The sequence below is a fragment of the Serpentinicella alkaliphila genome (genome assembly GCF_018141405.1).
Lineage (GTDB): Bacteria > Bacillota > Clostridia > Peptostreptococcales > Natronincolaceae > Serpentinicella > Serpentinicella alkaliphila.
In genome coordinates this window covers 1,380,146-1,395,811 of record NZ_CP058648.1, presented here as the reverse complement: position 1 = coordinate 1,395,811, position 15,666 = coordinate 1,380,146, and the positions used below count along the sequence as shown (strand labels likewise).

The window sequence follows — 15,666 nt, the reverse complement described above, 5'->3', positions numbered from 1 at the left end:
TTGTACTCTCAATCACTTGAGAGCTTTGTAGATTCTTTAACGGTGGTGACACCGCAGGGCATCCGCCGAAACCTCGATTAACCCTGTTCCTCGTCAACTTAAACATTTAAATTTGTTTAAGTTCTGGCGCTTTCATTTAGTTTTTTTGTTTAATTCTCTCATATATCCTCCCCTTTCATTATATTCAATGGGGCTTTTTTCACTAAAAGCCCCATAATAAATATTAGCTTAGTCTTTCTTCTATTAAATTAGCTAATTTATTAGCTAATTCATTCAATTGATTTTGGTCTTTTCCTTCTAGCATTACTCTTACTAAAGGTTCAGTACCCGAGGGCCTTATAAGTACTCTACCTTGGCCTTCTAACATTGATTCAATATTATTAATTTCTTTCATTATTATTTCATCGTTTATATATGCTTCTTTATTTTCATTTTTTACTTTTGCATTAACCAAGATCTGTGGATATGATATCATCATATTCGATAATTCAGATAATGTTTTCTTTTCACTTTTTACAGTTTCTACAAGTTTAAGGGCAGTTAACAAACCATCTCCAGTAGTGTTATAATCTAAGAAAATTATATGACCTGATTGTTCTCCTCCTAAAGCATACCCTTTATTAAGCATTTCTTCAAGTACATATCTATCTCCTACTTTGGTTTTCACTACATGGCATCCCTGATCTTTCATAGCTATGTCCAAACCTATATTACTCATTACAGTTGCCACTACTGTACCTTTCTTCAACTGTCCTAGCTTCTTTAAAAAAGTACCGCATATTGTTAGTATATGATCACCGTCAACAATTTGACACTCATTATCTACTGCTATTAAACGGTCAGCATCGCCATCAAAGGCCAATCCAATATCTGCTCCGTATTCCTTTACTAATTTCTGAACCTCCTCGGGATGAGTTGATCCACAATCTAAATTAATATTTATTCCATTAGGCTGATCATTTATAACAAATACTTCTGCACCTAATTCCCTAAATATTTGAGGGGCTATTTCATATGCAGCTCCATTACCTGGGTCCATAGCAATTTTCATACCCTTGAAATCATACTTTAGTGTAGTCTTTAAATAATCACCATATAATTCTAAGGCATTATCTAGCTTTGAATAAGTTCCTACATTTTCGCCTATTGGCCTTACTTCTATTTCAATATTCTCTAAAATATATTTTTCCATTTCATCTTCAACTTCATCAGGTAACTTATAGCCTTCTTTAGTAAAAAACTTTATACCATTATATTCTGAGGGATTATGGGATGCTGATATCATTACACCACAGTCTGCTTCTAAATGCCTAGTTAGATGGGCAACAGCAGGTGTTGGTATTACACCTAGACTTATTACATTAACACCCATAGATAAAAATCCAGCTGTTATTGATTGTTCTAGTAAATCACCTGATATTCTAGTATCTTTACCTATGACAACTTTAAGGTTTTCCATATTTTTTAATAATACATGCGCTCCTACTCTCCCTAGCGAATAGGCTAATTCTGGAGTTAAATCTTTGTTCGCTATCCCCCTGACACCATCTGTCCCAAATAATTTTCCCATGTGTAACTATACTCCCTTCAACATAATATGTCTATAATATTTTATGTTAATATATATATATGATTCAAAAAAGGAAGGATAAAATATATCCTTCCTCTAACTTTATTATTATATCATAGTTTATATCTTTTTTCTTCTTCTGAATTAACTATTTTTTTACAGATTCTGCTCCCTTTTCTAAAGCCTTCACATTAAGGGGTACTAATTCTTCTTTTCCCTCGTAAACCTTTTTAAGCGCATCTATTACTGTATCAATTGAAACAATCTTTGTTATTTCAATAAAAGAACCTAACATTACCATATTTGCAACCTTACTATTCCCAAGTTCATTTGCTATTTCATTTGCTGGTATATAGTAAGCAGTAATGTCCTCTCTAGAAGCCTTATTTTCAATTAACGACTCATTGATTAGAATCATTCCACCAGGTATAATACTTTTTTCAAACTTCAATAAGGATGGGAGGTTCATTACTATAGCAGTAGTGGCATCTCCTGTAATAATTGGTGAACCAACCTGACTATCAGAAACTATCACATTACAGTTAGCTGTTCCACCTCTCATCTCTGGACCATAGGAAGGTAGCCAAGATACATTTTTGTTCTCTACCATTCCAGCATAAGATAATAACTGCCCCATTGACATAACCCCTTGACCACCAAAGCCAGCTATTATAACCTTTTCTGTTGCCATATTATCTAACCTCCTCTGGTGTTCTAAAATTACCTAAAGGATAATAAGGTATCATGTTCTGTTCTAACCATTTTAACGAATCCACCGGTGTCATGCCCCAATTTGTAGGGCAAGTTGATAATATTTCTACTATCCCAAAGCCTATTCCTGCTAATTGTACCTCAAAAGCCTTCTTTATTGCCTTTTTAGCTTTTCTTATATGGGGTACATTATGCACAGATACTCTTTCTACAAAGACCGCTCCTTCAATAGTAGCCATCATTTCTGCTACTCTTAAAGGCATACCTGTAGTAATTAAATCTCTACCTTCCGGAGAAGTTGTTGATTTTTGCCCTATTAAAGTAGTAGGCGCCATTTGGCCTCCTGTCATACCATATATTGCATTGTTTACAAATATAGTTGTAAATTTCTCGCTCCTATGGGCAGCGTGCACGATTTCAGCTGTACCGATAGACGCTAAATCCCCATCCCCTTGATATGTAAATACTACATTATCAGGTCTAGTTCTTTTAATACCTGTAGCCACAGCTGGTGCTCTACCATGGGCAGCTTCATGCATATCGCAATTGAAATAATCATAAGCTAATACGGAACATCCAACAGGAGCTACACCGATAGATTTTCCTACTATGTTAAGTTCCTCCAAAACTTCTCCTACCAATCTATGAATAACACCATGAGTACAGCCTGGGCAATAATGAAACTGCTTATCAGTTAACCCTTTAGTTCTTTGAAATACTACAGTCATTATTTGTCACCCCCCATAATTTCCCTTACTTTCCCTATAATTGCATCAGGAGTTGGAATCATACCCCCAGCCCGGCCATAGAAATGAACTGGTAATCTTCCTTCATTTGCAATCTTAACGTCATCTATCATCTGACCCATACTCATTTCAACAGTTAAAATAGCTTTGGTTGAGCTCGAGATTTCTTTAAATGCTTTATTAGGAAAAGGCCATATTGTTATAGGTCTTATTAGCCCTACTTTAATATTTTCATTTCTTAGGGCATCAACTACATTTCTAGTAATTCTTGATGTAGTACCATATGCAATAATTACTATTTCAGCATCTTCCACCATATACATTTCATAACGTACTTCATTCTCTTCCATATCCTTATACTTTTTGTCGAGTTTGAAATTATGTTTTTCAAGTTCAGCAGGATCTAAGAAAAGGGAGCTTATAATATTCGGGTTTCTTTTTCCCTCAGTTCCATCTGTCGCCCAACACTTCAGCGGTAACTCTCTTTTTTTAGGTTCTCTAAATTCTACAGGTTCCATCATTTGCCCTATCATACCATCACCTAAAATCATAACAGGGTTTCTATAGTAATCAGCTACATCAAAGGCCTCAATAGTTAAATCAACAGCTTCTTGGAGTGTTGCAGGTGCGTAAACTATATGTCTATAGTCCCCATTTCCGCCACCTCTAGTACACATATAATAATCTGCTTGGGATGGTTGAATACCTCCTAATCCAGGACCACCCCTGCTTATATTTACAATAACGCATGGTAATTCTGCCCCAGCTATATATGAGATACCCTCTTGCTTTAGAGCCAAACCCGGAGACGATGATGATGTCATAACCCTAAACCCGGCACCTGCTGCTCCATATACCATGTTAATAGCTGAGATTTCGGATTCTGCTTGAACAAATACACCATTTATTTTTGGTAATTCCCTAGACATAAATTCGGGTAATTCATTTTGAGGTGTAATCGGATAACCGAAAAAGAATTTACAACCAGCCTTAATAGCCGCTGCACCTATCGCTTCATTTCCCTTCATCAATATCTTTACCATAACAATTCCTCCCTTCAACTTATTAGATGTTTACTCTTCTTTTTCATCTGCGTCCTTTTCTACGGTAATAACGACGTCTGGGCAAATTGTAGCACAGTTTTGACAGGCAATACACTTCTCCATTTCATCTACCTTTGCTGGATGATACCCTTTAATATTTATCCGTTTACGATCCATTTTTACTATTTTAACAGGACAAACAGTTGTGCATAATTCACAACCCTTACAACGATTCTCATCAAAAGTAACTCTACCTTTAACCTTCGCCATTTTAACCCCTCCTTCATTGTAATATTCGATCTACATCCAGTCTTCTCTCATAAACATTTTTATAGGAAATAGTGAACCTTCTATATCTTTTGGTAGCCTATTGATTATTGGTTCAATTGCACAGACATACTTAATTGGAATATTTCTTTTCCTAGATACTTTTAGGCAAAGCTCTTGACCTCTAAGTACATCTTCCACCGTAGTATGCCTTAAAAGGTGAGTATTATTAATAATGCCGGTTACTCTTACTTGACAAACTGCTTCAATAGAATCAATATGCTTTAATACACCTTCTACAGATGTTGTCTCTCCACGGTTCCCATTAATGACTAAAAACATATCATAATCTTCAGAAGTAAAATACTCCGTATATCTAACTAGAGACCTGGCACCTACTGAATCGCCACCTACATCTAAAACAACATCATAGCTTTTATCCTGTAATGGCCCTAAAACTTCACCTGTAACTGCTGGCAAATCTGAGTTTAAGCCTTTTACATTGCTTGAAATAACCTTTATTCCGTACTCTTGCAAAATACTTTCTTTTTCTCTACTTCTAAAGTAAGGATTAACTATATCTAGGTCTGCTAGAGCTACTTTTTTATTTAACTTTGATAAATTTACAACGTAATTAACTGCAAATTCTGTTTTTCCACTACCGTAGTGTCCAACAATCACTCTTATTCTTCGGTCATTAATCATTTAATCACCCTATTGATAAATTTTAGCTTCTTCTTCTCCTCTTAATACCCTTAAACCACCTTCTGCTAGCGCAATCATTTCATCCTCTCCTGGATATATTAAAACATCTCCTAGGAAGGATACCCTTTCATTAATCCAACCAGTAAATCTTTTATCATAAGCTATACCGCCAGTCAAAACAATTGCATCTATCTTTCCTTTAAGAACAGCAGCACAGCTGCCTATTTCTTTAGCCACTTGATATGCCATAGCTTCGTATATCAATTCAGCCTCTTTATTACCTTCTTCTATCATCTTTCCAACTTCTCTTCCATCATTTGTATTTAAATATGCGACTAATCCACCTTTACCTACAATTTTTTGCTTAATTTCATTCAATGTATATTGACCTGAATAGCAAAGTTTTGCTAAATCTCCAGTAGGTAATCCACCTGCTCTTTCAGGCGAAAAAGGACCTTCCCCATCTAGCCCATTATTAACATCGATTACTTTACCATTCTCATGGGCACCTACTGTAATACCTCCACCAAGGTGTGCTACTATTAAATTACTGCTCTCATATGTTTTTCCTAGATCACTAGCAGCCTTTCTGCCTATAGCTTTTTGATTTAAGGCATGAAATATACTTTTTCTTTCAATCTCTGGCATACCGGATATTCTAGCTATATCTTTCATTTCGTCTACTACAACTGGATCTACTATGTATGATGGAATTTTTAATTCCTCAGCAATTTCATATGCTAAAATTCCACCTAAATTAGATGCATGCTGACCTTGAATTCCAATACGTAAATCCTCTAACATTCTTTCATTAACTTTATAAGTTCCACCAGGTATAGACTTTAATAGGCCACCTCTACCAACAACAGCAGATAAACTATCTAATTCCACACCTTCTTCTTTTACACTTTCTAAAATTACATTTTTTCTAAAGGAAAACTGCTTGCAAATACTATTGAACTGTCCAATTTCCTCAGAAGAATGTCTAAGTACCCTTTCGAAAACCAATTGGTCATTGTCAAAAACAGCTATTTTTGTTGATGTAGATCCTGGGTTAATTGATAATATTCTATATACTTGATTCATATAGTACCTCCTCAAAGTCATTTGATTTTTTATAATTATATTTATCTAAATACCACTTCATTTTCATAAATTTTGGCCACTTCATCCCCGATTAATACCCTTTGTGTACCTTCATTTAAAGCAACCATTTCATCTCCACCAGGCTTTAAAATAACTGGGGCAATAAAGTCAATCATTGGACTAATAAATTCTACTAATTTTTTAGAATATGCAAGCCCTCCCGTAAGTACAATAGCATCAATATCTCCTTTAAGAACCGTTGCCATAGCTCCAATTTCTTTTGCTATTTGATATCCCATGGCTTCATATATTAATTTTGCCCTCTCATCTCCACTATCAATCATTTTTTGAACTTCTCTTCCATCATTAGTACCTAAATACGCAGTTAATCCACCTTTGCCTCTTAATTTTACTTTCATTTCACTGTATGTATATTTTCCCGAAAAACAGAGATTTGCTAAATCTCCAACGGGTAAACTCCCTGTTCTTTCAGGGGAAAATGGTCCCATTTCATTTGCGTTATTATAATCTAAAATTCTTCCCTTTTGAACTGGGGCAACTGAAATTCCACCGCCTAAGTGTGCAATTATTAAACTCGCATCGTTAAATCTCTTATTTAACTCTGTTGCAACCCTATGTCCCACCGCCTTTATATTTAACGCATGACCTAAAGATCGGCGCTCAATTTCTGGTATTCCGGAGATTCTTGCTACATCATCAAATTCATCAACTGCCACTGGATCAACTATATAGGCTTTGATATCTCCCATCTTTGCAATCGAATTTGCAATTAACCCCCCTAGATTTGAAGCATGCTCACCCTGTATTCCAATTTTTAAATCTTCTAGCATAGGTTCAGTGATTTCATATGTACCCCCAGGCATAGGTCTTAAAAGCCCACCTCTGCCCACTATTGCCTTCAAATCATCTATATTTATATTAATTTCTTCTAGCCATTCTAAAATTAAATCTTTTCTTAAATCATATTGATCCGTGATTTTTTTAAATTTTTCTAGTTCCTCTGTAGAATGATTTAGATTTTTTTCATTAATTAATTCATAGGCTTCGAAAATAGCTACTTTAGTTGATGTTGACCCTGGATTTATTGCCAGTACATACTTTGACATTAATTTTCCTCCTTTTGTTATAAATACTATAATTTTTATTATTTCTTAATTTAAAATTTCTATATATTAATACCCTGTATTTAAATTATATAAATATACATTTCAAAATATATTTCCAATATAAATAAAAGAATTGCGTGAAAAATCACACAATTCTTTTATTCAATCCGTCCCCTTAGACGTAATCCTAATATTAATACTTTGTGGGTTAATTACAATCTCTTTAATTTCCTTTTCTAAATTATTTTGTACATTAACAACAGGTCTAACATTATGGTTCCCAACTTGTAATCCAGCTACATCTAAAATCACCCGAAGCCCTCCACCATCTATAGATTGTATTGTACTTTCTCCAGCAACTAATTTTACTTCAATACTATCTGGCAAACTATTGGCATCTACAACAAGACCGCTTTGAATGTTATTTATAACTATTTCTTCTTTACTATAATCATATCTTTTTTCAACAATTCTATCAACTATTACATTAGCTTTAACCATATCAGTATCAAATACAGTTATTCCATCTGGAAGTTCTAGTGGCACTGCAACTTGCATATTTTCCGTTACATTATTTATTACTCTTGTTTCTGTATTTACTGAAACAAGATTTGCTAAAAGATTCCCTTGCCCCTTAACAAAAATACTTTCAGGCTCTAGATATGTATTTTTAATAATATACCCTGGTGCTGCATTAAAAGTAACTTTAGGTACAATTTCTATTTTCTTTAATTGATCTATTGTCAATACAACATCTGCAAACTGTGTTTGGACATTCACGTTTTGAACCTCAACACCTCTACTTGTTACTGCCTTCAAAGCTAAGCTCTGGACAACATTTTCAGTTTCATTTTCTAACTCTAATCTTCCAATAACTTTATTAACTTGGTTTACAACACTTTCTGGACCTTCTACCCAAACTAAAGTTGGCTTAAACTCTAACTGTCCAACAACATATCCTTCACTAGGATTACCTTCTATAATAATATCAACTTCTTTTTGTCTCCTGACAACTTCCTCTAGCTCTACGGTTATAAACTTTGGTGTAAAATCTACATCCACTTGTCCATCAACAAATACTTCTACTGGAATATTATTTGTACCAACTCTATAGCCCTTTAAATCTACTTTTGCAACAATTTGTTCACGGGATATTCTCTGAACCTCATCTCTTCTACCATTAAGTCTAACTCTTACATTATAAGCTGGTTCTCCAACAATTACTAAACCCTGTTGCCTTATCTCATCTAAATTTATTAACTGAATACTAATATTTGAAATATCACTAGTTATTCTAGGATTTATTGCACTCATCACATATACCCATAGCAGTAAGGAAAATAGAATAGCAATAATTTTCGGAGGTAGATTTTTTTTGTATACTTTACTCACGCTTATTCCCCCTTTTAAATTTTAAAAACTGCCATTGTTTACTTTCTACCTTTTTAAAACTGTTTATTAGGCGTACTCTTAATGTAATAATATCTAAAAATCTTGTAAGTTTACCGTTTTCAGCAACAGAAATAGCACCCGTTTCCTCGGATACTATAACAACTATTGAATCGGATCTTTCTGTTATCCCTAAACCTGCCCTATGTCTAGTACCTAATTCTTTACTTAAATTAGGATTTTCTGTTAATGGCAAAAAGCATCCTGCAGCTAATATAGTCGTCTTTCTTATTACAAGTGCTCCATCGTGTAAAGGTGTGTTTGGCATAAATATATTAATCAATAATCCTCTAGAAACCCTACCACTGATTACAGTCCCAGTCTCTACTACTTCGTTAAGTCCCGTTTGCTTTTCAAGTACAATTAAAGCACCTATCTTTTGTCTTGATAAAGATGCTACTGCTTCAACAATTTCCTCAACAACCATATTCATTTCTTCATGCTCTATATCAATAATAGATTTTGTAAGAAATTTTGTTCTGCCTATATACTCTAATGCTCTTCTTAACTCTGGTTGAAAAACAATTAATAGGGCTATTAAACCAACGGTCATTGTATTTCTAAGAATCCAGTTTATTACGTACAACTGAAGCCATTCGCTTATTTGTGTAGCCAATAGTAATACTATTATACCCTTTATTAATTGCTCTGCTCTAGTTTCCCGAATCAACATATAAAGCTTATAGAATACAAATGCAACTATTGCTATATCTAAAATGTCCCTAATACGGATATTTAAAAAAATTCTCATCAAATCTTCCATCCAAACACCTCTTAAGTTAGAATATCAGTGAATATATATTTTATTTCAATAACAATTAAAAAAACCCTTCTAGGTTTTTTTATATTTAAAAAAGTCTATAACTTAGTATAAACTATATTTACAAATTATAGCAATTCAAAATTTATTAAAATTGTACATTTTATCTTCCTATACCCAATTATTTAGAACTACTGCTCATAAATCATCTTTTTTGTCATTCCACCATCTATTACTATATTAGTACCGTTAATAAAGCTATTTTCATCACTAGTTAAAAACAAACATGCAGAAGCAATATCCTCTGGTATTCCTACTCGTCCTGACAGGTGTAGCAGATGATCTGTTTCCGTTAATTTATTATAATCTTCAATTTCTATCCAGCCTGGACTAATGCAATTAACTCTTATTTTATCCTTTGATAGAGAGGCTGCAAAGGCATGAGTTAAAGATACTATTCCTCCCTTAGACGCTGCATATGCTTCACTATTTGGTTCAGACATAATTGCCCTGGTAGATGAAATGTTTACTATAGCACCACCACTTTTTCTCATTACTTTTGCTACTTCACGGGTACAGAGAAAAACGCTTCGAAGATTTGTATTTATAATATATTCCCATTCTTCTATCTCTAAACTATATGGTGAATTCCATTTGGAAATCCCTGCATTATTAATTAAAATATCTATTCGTCCAAACATTCTATCTACTTCAGAAACTAGATTTATAATATCATTAGGAATACTAACATCTGTTTTAATAAAAATACTCTCTCCACCATTTTTTATTATATTTCCCTCTACTTCTTTACCATTATTTTCATTTTTCTCTGCAATTATAACTTTTGCTCCAGCTTCCCCATATAACTGTGCGATTGACTTACCAATGCCCTTCCCACTGCCCGTTACAATTACGATCTTATCCCTAAACTTCATAAAATCCTCCTTAAAAACTATAGTAGGTATTTTCTTGTAATTCAAAACAACCATCTCTAATATTACTGCAATTACTATGGCTATTGTATATGCAACAATATCGCTCCAGAGAAACCCATAGCCTAAAACTAGTCCTCCGATTCTTGTATTTCTTATGGCATTAATCCACTCTCTTTGATATAACTGTGAAATTTCTATAATTATACAAAATACCCAAGCTATAATCCCAACTGCTTTTATGGGTTTATTTTTTAATATAAATCCCACAATAAAGAAAATTAATATAGCCCATAGACAATCTCCTAAATATAGGTTTAACTTATGGGGAAATATATGTGAATAGCTTCTGCTACCTAGTCCTAATATAATTACAATAGCTATTAATATCAAATATAGTAGTCTATTTCTTTTATACCCCATCTATACCCTATCTCCCAATTAAAATATTAAAATATTCATAATATCTCAAAAAATATACCTTAAATAAATATTGTACATAACACCTGAATAAAATATAAATTAATATTTTAATCACAAATCATAAAATCAAGCTATATTACTTAATAGTTTAGGGAAATATATATATAATATGACAATTAAATGCTATTATCTTTAAACAAATTATACCATTATTTATCGCTCTATATTAAAATATATTATATAATAAAATAGATGACTAGTAGAAACTAATCACCTTTCATTATTTACCCTATTTGCCATAATATCTACTAAAAATAATTATTAATATTAAGTAGAAAAATAATAGACTAGTGTCTCCCTTCTCGAACAAAGGCCCTTCTAATAACACTAGAGCAAGCAATATAAAGAAAAACAATAAACTTTTCTTGCTCTTTTTATGGGTATTAGTCATATTAGTACCCCCTTTAGTTAATTAGTTATTATATAATATTCATTTACCAAAATTATTGTGCCATGATTTTATGAATAGTATTGCATATTTATGCATTTGTGTTTATAATTATATAGTATATTAAACATTTATTTGGGAGGATTGTAATATGAGTAAAGAAAAAGTTGTTTTAGCTTATTCTGGCGGACTAGACACATCCGTTATATTAAAATGGTTAGAAAATACATATCAATATGAAGTAATCGCTGTATGTATAGATGTTGGACAAGGGGATGATTATAGCTCTGTAGAGGAAAAAGCTCTTAAGACAGGTGCTGTTAAAGCGTATGTTATAGATGCCAAGGAAGAATTTGTTTCAGATTATATTTTTCCTACATTAAAAGCTGGTGCAACATATGAAGATGATTATTTATTAGGTACTTCCTTTGCAAGACCATTAATAGCTCAAAAACTTGTAGAAATTGCTGAAAAAGAGGGCGCTGTTGCTATCTCACACGGAGCTACAGGTAAAGGTAATGACCAAGTTCGTTTCGAAGCAACTATAAAAGCATTAAATCCAAATTTAAAAATTATTGCTCCATGGAGAATATGGGACTTAAAATCAAGAGAAGATTGTATTGATTATGCAACACAAAACAATATTCCTATAACTGTAACTAAGAAGAATATATATAGCAGAGATCAAAATGTATGGCACTTAAGCCATGAGGGTGGAAACTTAGAAGATCCATGGAATGAGCATGATTCAGAAATATATCAACTTACTGTTCCACCAGAAAAAGCACCAGATAGCCCTACATATGTTGAAGTTGAATTCCTTAATGGAGTACCAGTAGCAGTAGATGGTGAAAAACTATCACCTTTAGCTATTGTAGAAACTCTAAACAAAGTTGCTGGAGCAAATGGTGTGGGTGTAATTGATATTGTTGAAAACCGTTTAGTAGGGATGAAATCAAGAGGGGTTTATGAAACTCCTGGTGGAACAGTATTGTTCCAAGCACACAGAAGCCTAGAGAAACTTACATTAGATAGGATGACAATGAGCTTTAAGAAAATTGTATCTGAAAATTACGGACAACTTGTATATGATGGTTTATGGTTTACACCTTTAAGAGAAGCTCTTGATCAGTTCGTAGATAGTCTTTCTCAGACTGTAACTGGTAAAGTAAGAGTTAAACTTTATAAAGGTAATTGTACAGTAGTTGGAGCTTCATCTCCATACTCATTATACAATGAAGAGTTTGTTACTTTTGGTGCAGACGAAGTATATAATCAAAAAGATGCAGAAGGATTTATTAATCTATTTGCACTTCCATTAAAAATTAGAGCAATTATGAATGAAAAAAATAAAAAATAAGAATTATAAAAACCTCTCATCAGCTAGATGAGAGGTTTTGCAAATTCTTCCCTTATTAAATTAGTCTACTCCTTTGGTATAAAATCCGGCACGGTTCCATTAACAGCTACTCTACCTGCAATTATACCGTGAACGGCCGCATCAGGAATAGCATTTGATCCAAGACGATTTGTTCCATGAACTCCACCTACAACCTCACCTGCAGCATAGAAACCAGGGATAATTTCACCCCAAATATCTTGAACTTCCGTTCTTTCATTTATTGTTAAGCCACCCATAGTATGATGAACAGACGGCCATTGTGGTATTGCATAGTAAGGGCCCTTATCTATTTTAAGCATTACACCCTTATCTATTTTCTTGTTAAATTCGGGATCTTTACCTGCCTCAACATAACTATTATGATTTTTAATAGTACTAACTAAAGTCTGAGCAGACATGCTTATGCTCTGTCCTTTGTACTGATGAGTATTTATAATACTAACTAACTCCTCTAGAGTACTAGCTTTAAATATTCTATCTGATTCTATTCCGCTAGATAATTGAGTTTCAGAAATAAAGCCACCTTTTTCAACAATTTCTTGACCGAATATTGAAAATGTTGGGAATCCCCCACTCTCCTGAGCAGCTCTAGAACAAACATCCCGTCGTTCACCCTCATTTACATATCTTTTACCATTAACGTCCACATACACAATACCTGAACTTGGTCCACTGAATGGTATTACGGCTGTTGCATCAAGTACACCATTATTTGGGTCAGCAAAAGGGTATAGCTGAATATATGACATCTGAGTTGTATTTGCACCTATCTCTTGTGCCATAATAATCCCTTCTCCAGTGGCACCCACATGATTAGTTGTTGGTATGTCCGCAGTTAAGCCTGGTACATGTTTAGAGCGCATCTCAACATTGCCTCCAAATCCACCAGTAGCAAGAATCACACCCTTGTTTGCTTTAACACTCATAAGCCCATCCTTTGTTTTAACTTTTATACCAATTACTCTTTGTTCACCTGTTGTCTCACGATAAATTTGCACCATTTCTGTATTTAGCATTACTGTTGTAGACGTATCTGCTAGTATTTTCTTTTGAACTGCTACTATATCAGCACCAATACCATTCTTCGTTGTGTAAGTACGATAACCATAATGACCACCAGGGCGTGTAATTGACTCTCTCACCTCTAAACCATTATCTAGCATTAAATTTAGAAAATATGGAGCTCCGTATACTAAGTTTTTAACTAACTTAGTATCATTCATATAGTCTCCACCTTTAATAGTATCTTCAATATGCTTCTGGGCACTATCCGGTGTTAGATTCAGTTTTTTATATAATTCATCTGCTATTTTACTTGTATACGATGCATATACCCCTCCGTTTATTTGGGAGTTCCCACCAAGAACAGGCATTTTGTCAATTAGTAACGTTTCGGCTCCTAAAGTTGAGGTCTCATAAGCAGCAGCTAATCCTGCAAATCCACCGCCTACTACTACTACATCATATGTTAAATCCCAAGTCTGAGGTAAATCTTTCGTACCCATTGGGGGACGACTATTAATACTATCACTTCCGTCAGCAACATTTTTAATGTTAAACTCACTTGATTGTCCACCTGCTTTTTCTATTGCTAAAGTTACTGCACTAATAATGGCTGAACTAGTCATTGTTGCGCCTGATATTGTATCAATACCGATAGATTGTTTTTCAATTATATTTTTGGGTATTTCTTTCAAAGCCACATCAGATACATTAGGTGTCTCAGAATGAGATACTACTTCCACAGCCTTAATCGAGGTATCGCTTAAAGTTACTTTTACTTTCATTGGCTTAAATCCATTAACTTCAACTATATATTCGCCTGCTTTCATCTTTGGACTACTAGTATTAGCACTATTCGTATTTTGATTAGAACAAGCAGCTAACGAAATTATAAGTAGAATGGTAATCAGTATGGACATCAATTTAATCTCTCTTTTCATAGAGACTATACCTCCTAATATTATTTAGAGTATCAACTAAATATTTAAAAACAAAGGTTGGGTAACCGTTAAATCCCTATGGGTCATAAATATATACTTTAGCAAGCATATTTTAACCACTTCCTGTTTGTTAATTTTTTATCTATGTTCTACACTATATACTTATGTTATTATTTTACATTTATTCCATGTTAAGTTATAAATACGACATAATCTCAAGATAATAATTAAGTTTTACAATACTAAAATTATTTCACCATAAAAAAAACCATAGATTAAATAATCTATGGTTTTTTTATGGTGCGGGTGGAGGGACTTGAACCCCCACGGTCGCCCGCTAGATCCTAAGTCTAGTGCGTCTGCCAATTCCGCCACACCCGCATATATATAATTAAAATGGTGGAGGGAGAAGGATTCGAACCTTCGAAATCGTCGATAACAGATTTACAGTCTGCCCCCTTTGGCCACTCGGGAATCCCTCCATTTTTTATGGAGCTGGCGATAGGAATCGAACCTACAACCTGCTGATTACAAGTCAGCTGCTCTACCTTTGAGCCACGCCAGCGTGTTTAATGTTACTTCTTTTGTTTTTTTAATGGCGACCCGGAAGGGGCTCGAACCCTCGACCTCCAGCGTGACAGGCTGGCATTCTAACCAAACTGAACTACCGGGCCATTATTCAGTAATAAAATATTAAGCTAAGATTTTATCTTAGCTTTGTTTTGGTGGGCGCAACAGGACTTGAACCTGTGACCCCCTGCTTGTAAGGCAGGTGCTCTCCCAGCTGAGCTATGCGCCCATATTTGGTGACCCCTAGGGGAATCGAACCCCTGTTACCGCCGTGAAAGGGCGGTGTCTTGACCGCTTGACCAAGGGGCCATATTTAAACCGCAACGACCTACTCTCCCAGGCGGCTGCCCGCCAAGTACCATCGGCGCTGAAGGGCTTAACTTCTGTGTTCGGTATGGGAACAGGTGTGACCCCTTCGCTATTGTCACGATTTATTGAGAGTGTTCTCTCAAAACTACAAGTGAGATTTTAAAGCTTTCATCTT

Annotated in this window: 14 protein-coding genes, 6 tRNA genes and 1 rRNA gene; 1 reads left to right on the top strand and 20 read right to left on the bottom strand. The window is 34.3% G+C overall.

The window, feature by feature from the left end; all coding sequences use genetic code 11:
* Nucleotides 1–223 precede the first annotated feature (223 nt).
* The 12 genes from glmM to HZR23_RS07125 all read right to left on the bottom strand — a co-directional run bounded on the left by glmM (nucleotide 224) and on the right by HZR23_RS07125 (nucleotide 11,270).
* Nucleotides 224–1,570, bottom strand: a complete 1,347-nt coding sequence (gene glmM / locus HZR23_RS07180; protein WP_132848682.1) for a phosphoglucosamine mutase — start codon at nucleotides 1,568–1,570, stop codon at nucleotides 224–226.
* Between the two features lie 148 nt (nucleotides 1,571–1,718).
* Complete coding sequence (locus HZR23_RS07175) at nucleotides 1,719–2,261, bottom strand: 2-oxoacid:acceptor oxidoreductase family protein (RefSeq protein WP_132848681.1); 543 nt, start codon at nucleotides 2,259–2,261, stop codon at nucleotides 1,719–1,721.
* Nucleotide 2,262: 1 nt separating this feature from the next.
* Nucleotides 2,263–3,009, bottom strand: a complete 747-nt coding sequence (locus HZR23_RS07170; RefSeq protein ID WP_132848680.1) for a thiamine pyrophosphate-dependent enzyme — start codon at nucleotides 3,007–3,009, stop codon at nucleotides 2,263–2,265.
* The gene (locus HZR23_RS07165; protein WP_132848679.1) at nucleotides 3,009–4,070 is read right to left on the bottom strand and encodes a 3-methyl-2-oxobutanoate dehydrogenase subunit VorB; all 1,062 of its coding nucleotides are present in this window, start codon (nucleotides 4,068–4,070) and stop codon (nucleotides 3,009–3,011) included. Before HZR23_RS07165 ends, HZR23_RS07170 begins: the two co-directional genes overlap by 1 nt.
* A 30-nt stretch (nucleotides 4,071–4,100) precedes the next feature.
* Nucleotides 4,101–4,340 carry a 4Fe-4S dicluster domain-containing protein gene (locus HZR23_RS07160; protein ID WP_132848678.1) on the bottom strand — a complete coding sequence of 80 codons (240 nt, stop codon included), beginning with the start codon at nucleotides 4,338–4,340 and terminating at the stop codon, nucleotides 4,101–4,103.
* Nucleotides 4,341–4,370: 30 nt separating this feature from the next.
* Nucleotides 4,371–5,042 carry a P-loop NTPase family protein gene (locus tag HZR23_RS07155; RefSeq protein ID WP_132848677.1) on the bottom strand — a complete coding sequence of 224 codons (672 nt, stop codon included), beginning with the start codon at nucleotides 5,040–5,042 and terminating at the stop codon, nucleotides 4,371–4,373.
* 9 nt (nucleotides 5,043–5,051) lie between these two features.
* Nucleotides 5,052–6,128: a butyrate kinase gene (buk, locus tag HZR23_RS07150; RefSeq protein WP_132848676.1), complete on the bottom strand. Its 1,077-nt coding sequence runs from the start codon at nucleotides 6,126–6,128 to the stop codon at nucleotides 5,052–5,054.
* 41 nt (nucleotides 6,129–6,169) lie between these two features.
* On the bottom strand, nucleotides 6,170–7,255 hold the full coding sequence (buk, locus tag HZR23_RS07145) for a butyrate kinase (RefSeq protein WP_132848675.1): 1,086 nt from the start codon (nucleotides 7,253–7,255) through the stop codon (nucleotides 6,170–6,172).
* Nucleotides 7,256–7,417: 162 nt separating this feature from the next.
* Nucleotides 7,418–8,647 carry a CdaR family protein gene (locus HZR23_RS07140; protein WP_132848674.1) on the bottom strand — a complete coding sequence of 410 codons (1,230 nt, stop codon included), beginning with the start codon at nucleotides 8,645–8,647 and terminating at the stop codon, nucleotides 7,418–7,420.
* Nucleotides 8,640–9,467 (bottom strand): diadenylate cyclase CdaA, encoded by an 828-nt coding sequence (gene cdaA / locus HZR23_RS07135; RefSeq protein WP_132848673.1) that lies wholly within the window; start codon nucleotides 9,465–9,467, stop codon nucleotides 8,640–8,642. Before cdaA ends, HZR23_RS07140 begins: the two co-directional genes overlap by 8 nt.
* A 188-nt stretch (nucleotides 9,468–9,655) precedes the next feature.
* Nucleotides 9,656–10,819, bottom strand: coding sequence for a glucose 1-dehydrogenase (locus tag HZR23_RS07130; protein ID WP_132848672.1), 1,164 nt, complete (start codon nucleotides 10,817–10,819; stop codon nucleotides 9,656–9,658).
* 289 nt (nucleotides 10,820–11,108) lie between these two features.
* The gene (locus HZR23_RS07125) at nucleotides 11,109–11,270 is read right to left on the bottom strand and encodes a hypothetical protein (protein WP_213050344.1); all 162 of its coding nucleotides are present in this window, start codon (nucleotides 11,268–11,270) and stop codon (nucleotides 11,109–11,111) included.
* Nucleotides 11,271–11,418: 148 nt separating this feature from the next.
* Here HZR23_RS07125 and HZR23_RS07120 point away from each other — a divergent pair, with 148 nt between their 5' ends.
* A complete protein-coding gene (locus tag HZR23_RS07120) occupies nucleotides 11,419–12,627 on the top strand; it encodes an argininosuccinate synthase (RefSeq protein WP_132848671.1) in 1,209 nt (402 codons plus the stop codon).
* A 65-nt stretch (nucleotides 12,628–12,692) separates the two neighbouring features.
* Here the strand turns inward: HZR23_RS07120 and HZR23_RS07115 are convergent, their stop codons facing one another.
* The 8 genes from HZR23_RS07115 to rrf form a co-directional block, all read right to left on the bottom strand.
* Nucleotides 12,693–14,612, bottom strand: a complete 1,920-nt coding sequence (locus tag HZR23_RS07115; RefSeq protein WP_132848670.1) for a flavocytochrome c — start codon at nucleotides 14,610–14,612, stop codon at nucleotides 12,693–12,695.
* 298 nt (nucleotides 14,613–14,910) lie between these two features.
* Nucleotides 14,911–14,993: transfer RNA gene (locus tag HZR23_RS07110), tRNA-Leu, on the bottom strand.
* Nucleotides 14,994–15,009: 16 nt separating this feature from the next.
* Nucleotides 15,010–15,094, bottom strand: a tRNA-Tyr gene (locus HZR23_RS07105).
* 8 nt (nucleotides 15,095–15,102) lie between these two features.
* A tRNA-Thr gene (locus HZR23_RS07100) sits at nucleotides 15,103–15,177 on the bottom strand.
* Between the two features lie 31 nt (nucleotides 15,178–15,208).
* Nucleotides 15,209–15,286, bottom strand: a tRNA-Asp gene (locus tag HZR23_RS07095).
* A 49-nt stretch (nucleotides 15,287–15,335) separates the two neighbouring features.
* Nucleotides 15,336–15,411: transfer RNA gene (locus tag HZR23_RS07090), tRNA-Val, on the bottom strand.
* A gap of 5 nt (nucleotides 15,412–15,416) precedes the next feature.
* A tRNA-Glu gene (locus tag HZR23_RS07085) sits at nucleotides 15,417–15,491 on the bottom strand.
* A 6-nt stretch (nucleotides 15,492–15,497) separates the two neighbouring features.
* A 5S ribosomal RNA gene (gene rrf, locus HZR23_RS07080) occupies nucleotides 15,498–15,614 on the bottom strand.
* Nucleotides 15,615–15,666 lie beyond the last annotated feature (52 nt).

Excerpts from the sequence above, each read along its gene's own strand:
- HZR23_RS07165 (WP_132848679.1), bottom strand. The coding sequence starts at position 4,070 with ATGGTAAAGATATTGATGAAGGGAAATGAAGCGATAGGTGCAGCGGCT.
- HZR23_RS07125 (WP_213050344.1), bottom strand. The coding sequence starts at position 11,270 with ATGACTAATACCCATAAAAAGAGCAAGAAAAGTTTATTGTTTTTCTTT.
- HZR23_RS07155 (WP_132848677.1), bottom strand. The coding sequence starts at position 5,042 with ATGATTAATGACCGAAGAATAAGAGTGATTGTTGGACACTACGGTAGT.
- HZR23_RS07160 (WP_132848678.1), bottom strand. The coding sequence starts at position 4,340 with ATGGCGAAGGTTAAAGGTAGAGTTACTTTTGATGAGAATCGTTGTAAG.
- HZR23_RS07130 (WP_132848672.1), bottom strand. The coding sequence starts at position 10,819 with ATGGGGTATAAAAGAAATAGACTACTATATTTGATATTAATAGCTATT.
- HZR23_RS07175 (WP_132848681.1), bottom strand. The coding sequence starts at position 2,261 with ATGGCAACAGAAAAGGTTATAATAGCTGGCTTTGGTGGTCAAGGGGTT.
- cdaA (WP_132848673.1), bottom strand. The coding sequence starts at position 9,467 with ATGGAAGATTTGATGAGAATTTTTTTAAATATCCGTATTAGGGACATT.
- glmM (WP_132848682.1), bottom strand. The coding sequence starts at position 1,570 with ATGGGAAAATTATTTGGGACAGATGGTGTCAGGGGGATAGCGAACAAA.
- buk (WP_132848676.1), bottom strand. The coding sequence starts at position 6,128 with ATGAATCAAGTATATAGAATATTATCAATTAACCCAGGATCTACATCA.
- HZR23_RS07170 (WP_132848680.1), bottom strand. The coding sequence starts at position 3,009 with ATGACTGTAGTATTTCAAAGAACTAAAGGGTTAACTGATAAGCAGTTT.
- HZR23_RS07115 (WP_132848670.1), bottom strand. The coding sequence starts at position 14,612 with ATGAAAAGAGAGATTAAATTGATGTCCATACTGATTACCATTCTACTT.
- HZR23_RS07120 (WP_132848671.1), top strand. The coding sequence starts at position 11,419 with ATGAGTAAAGAAAAAGTTGTTTTAGCTTATTCTGGCGGACTAGACACA.
- buk (WP_132848675.1), bottom strand. The coding sequence starts at position 7,255 with ATGTCAAAGTATGTACTGGCAATAAATCCAGGGTCAACATCAACTAAA.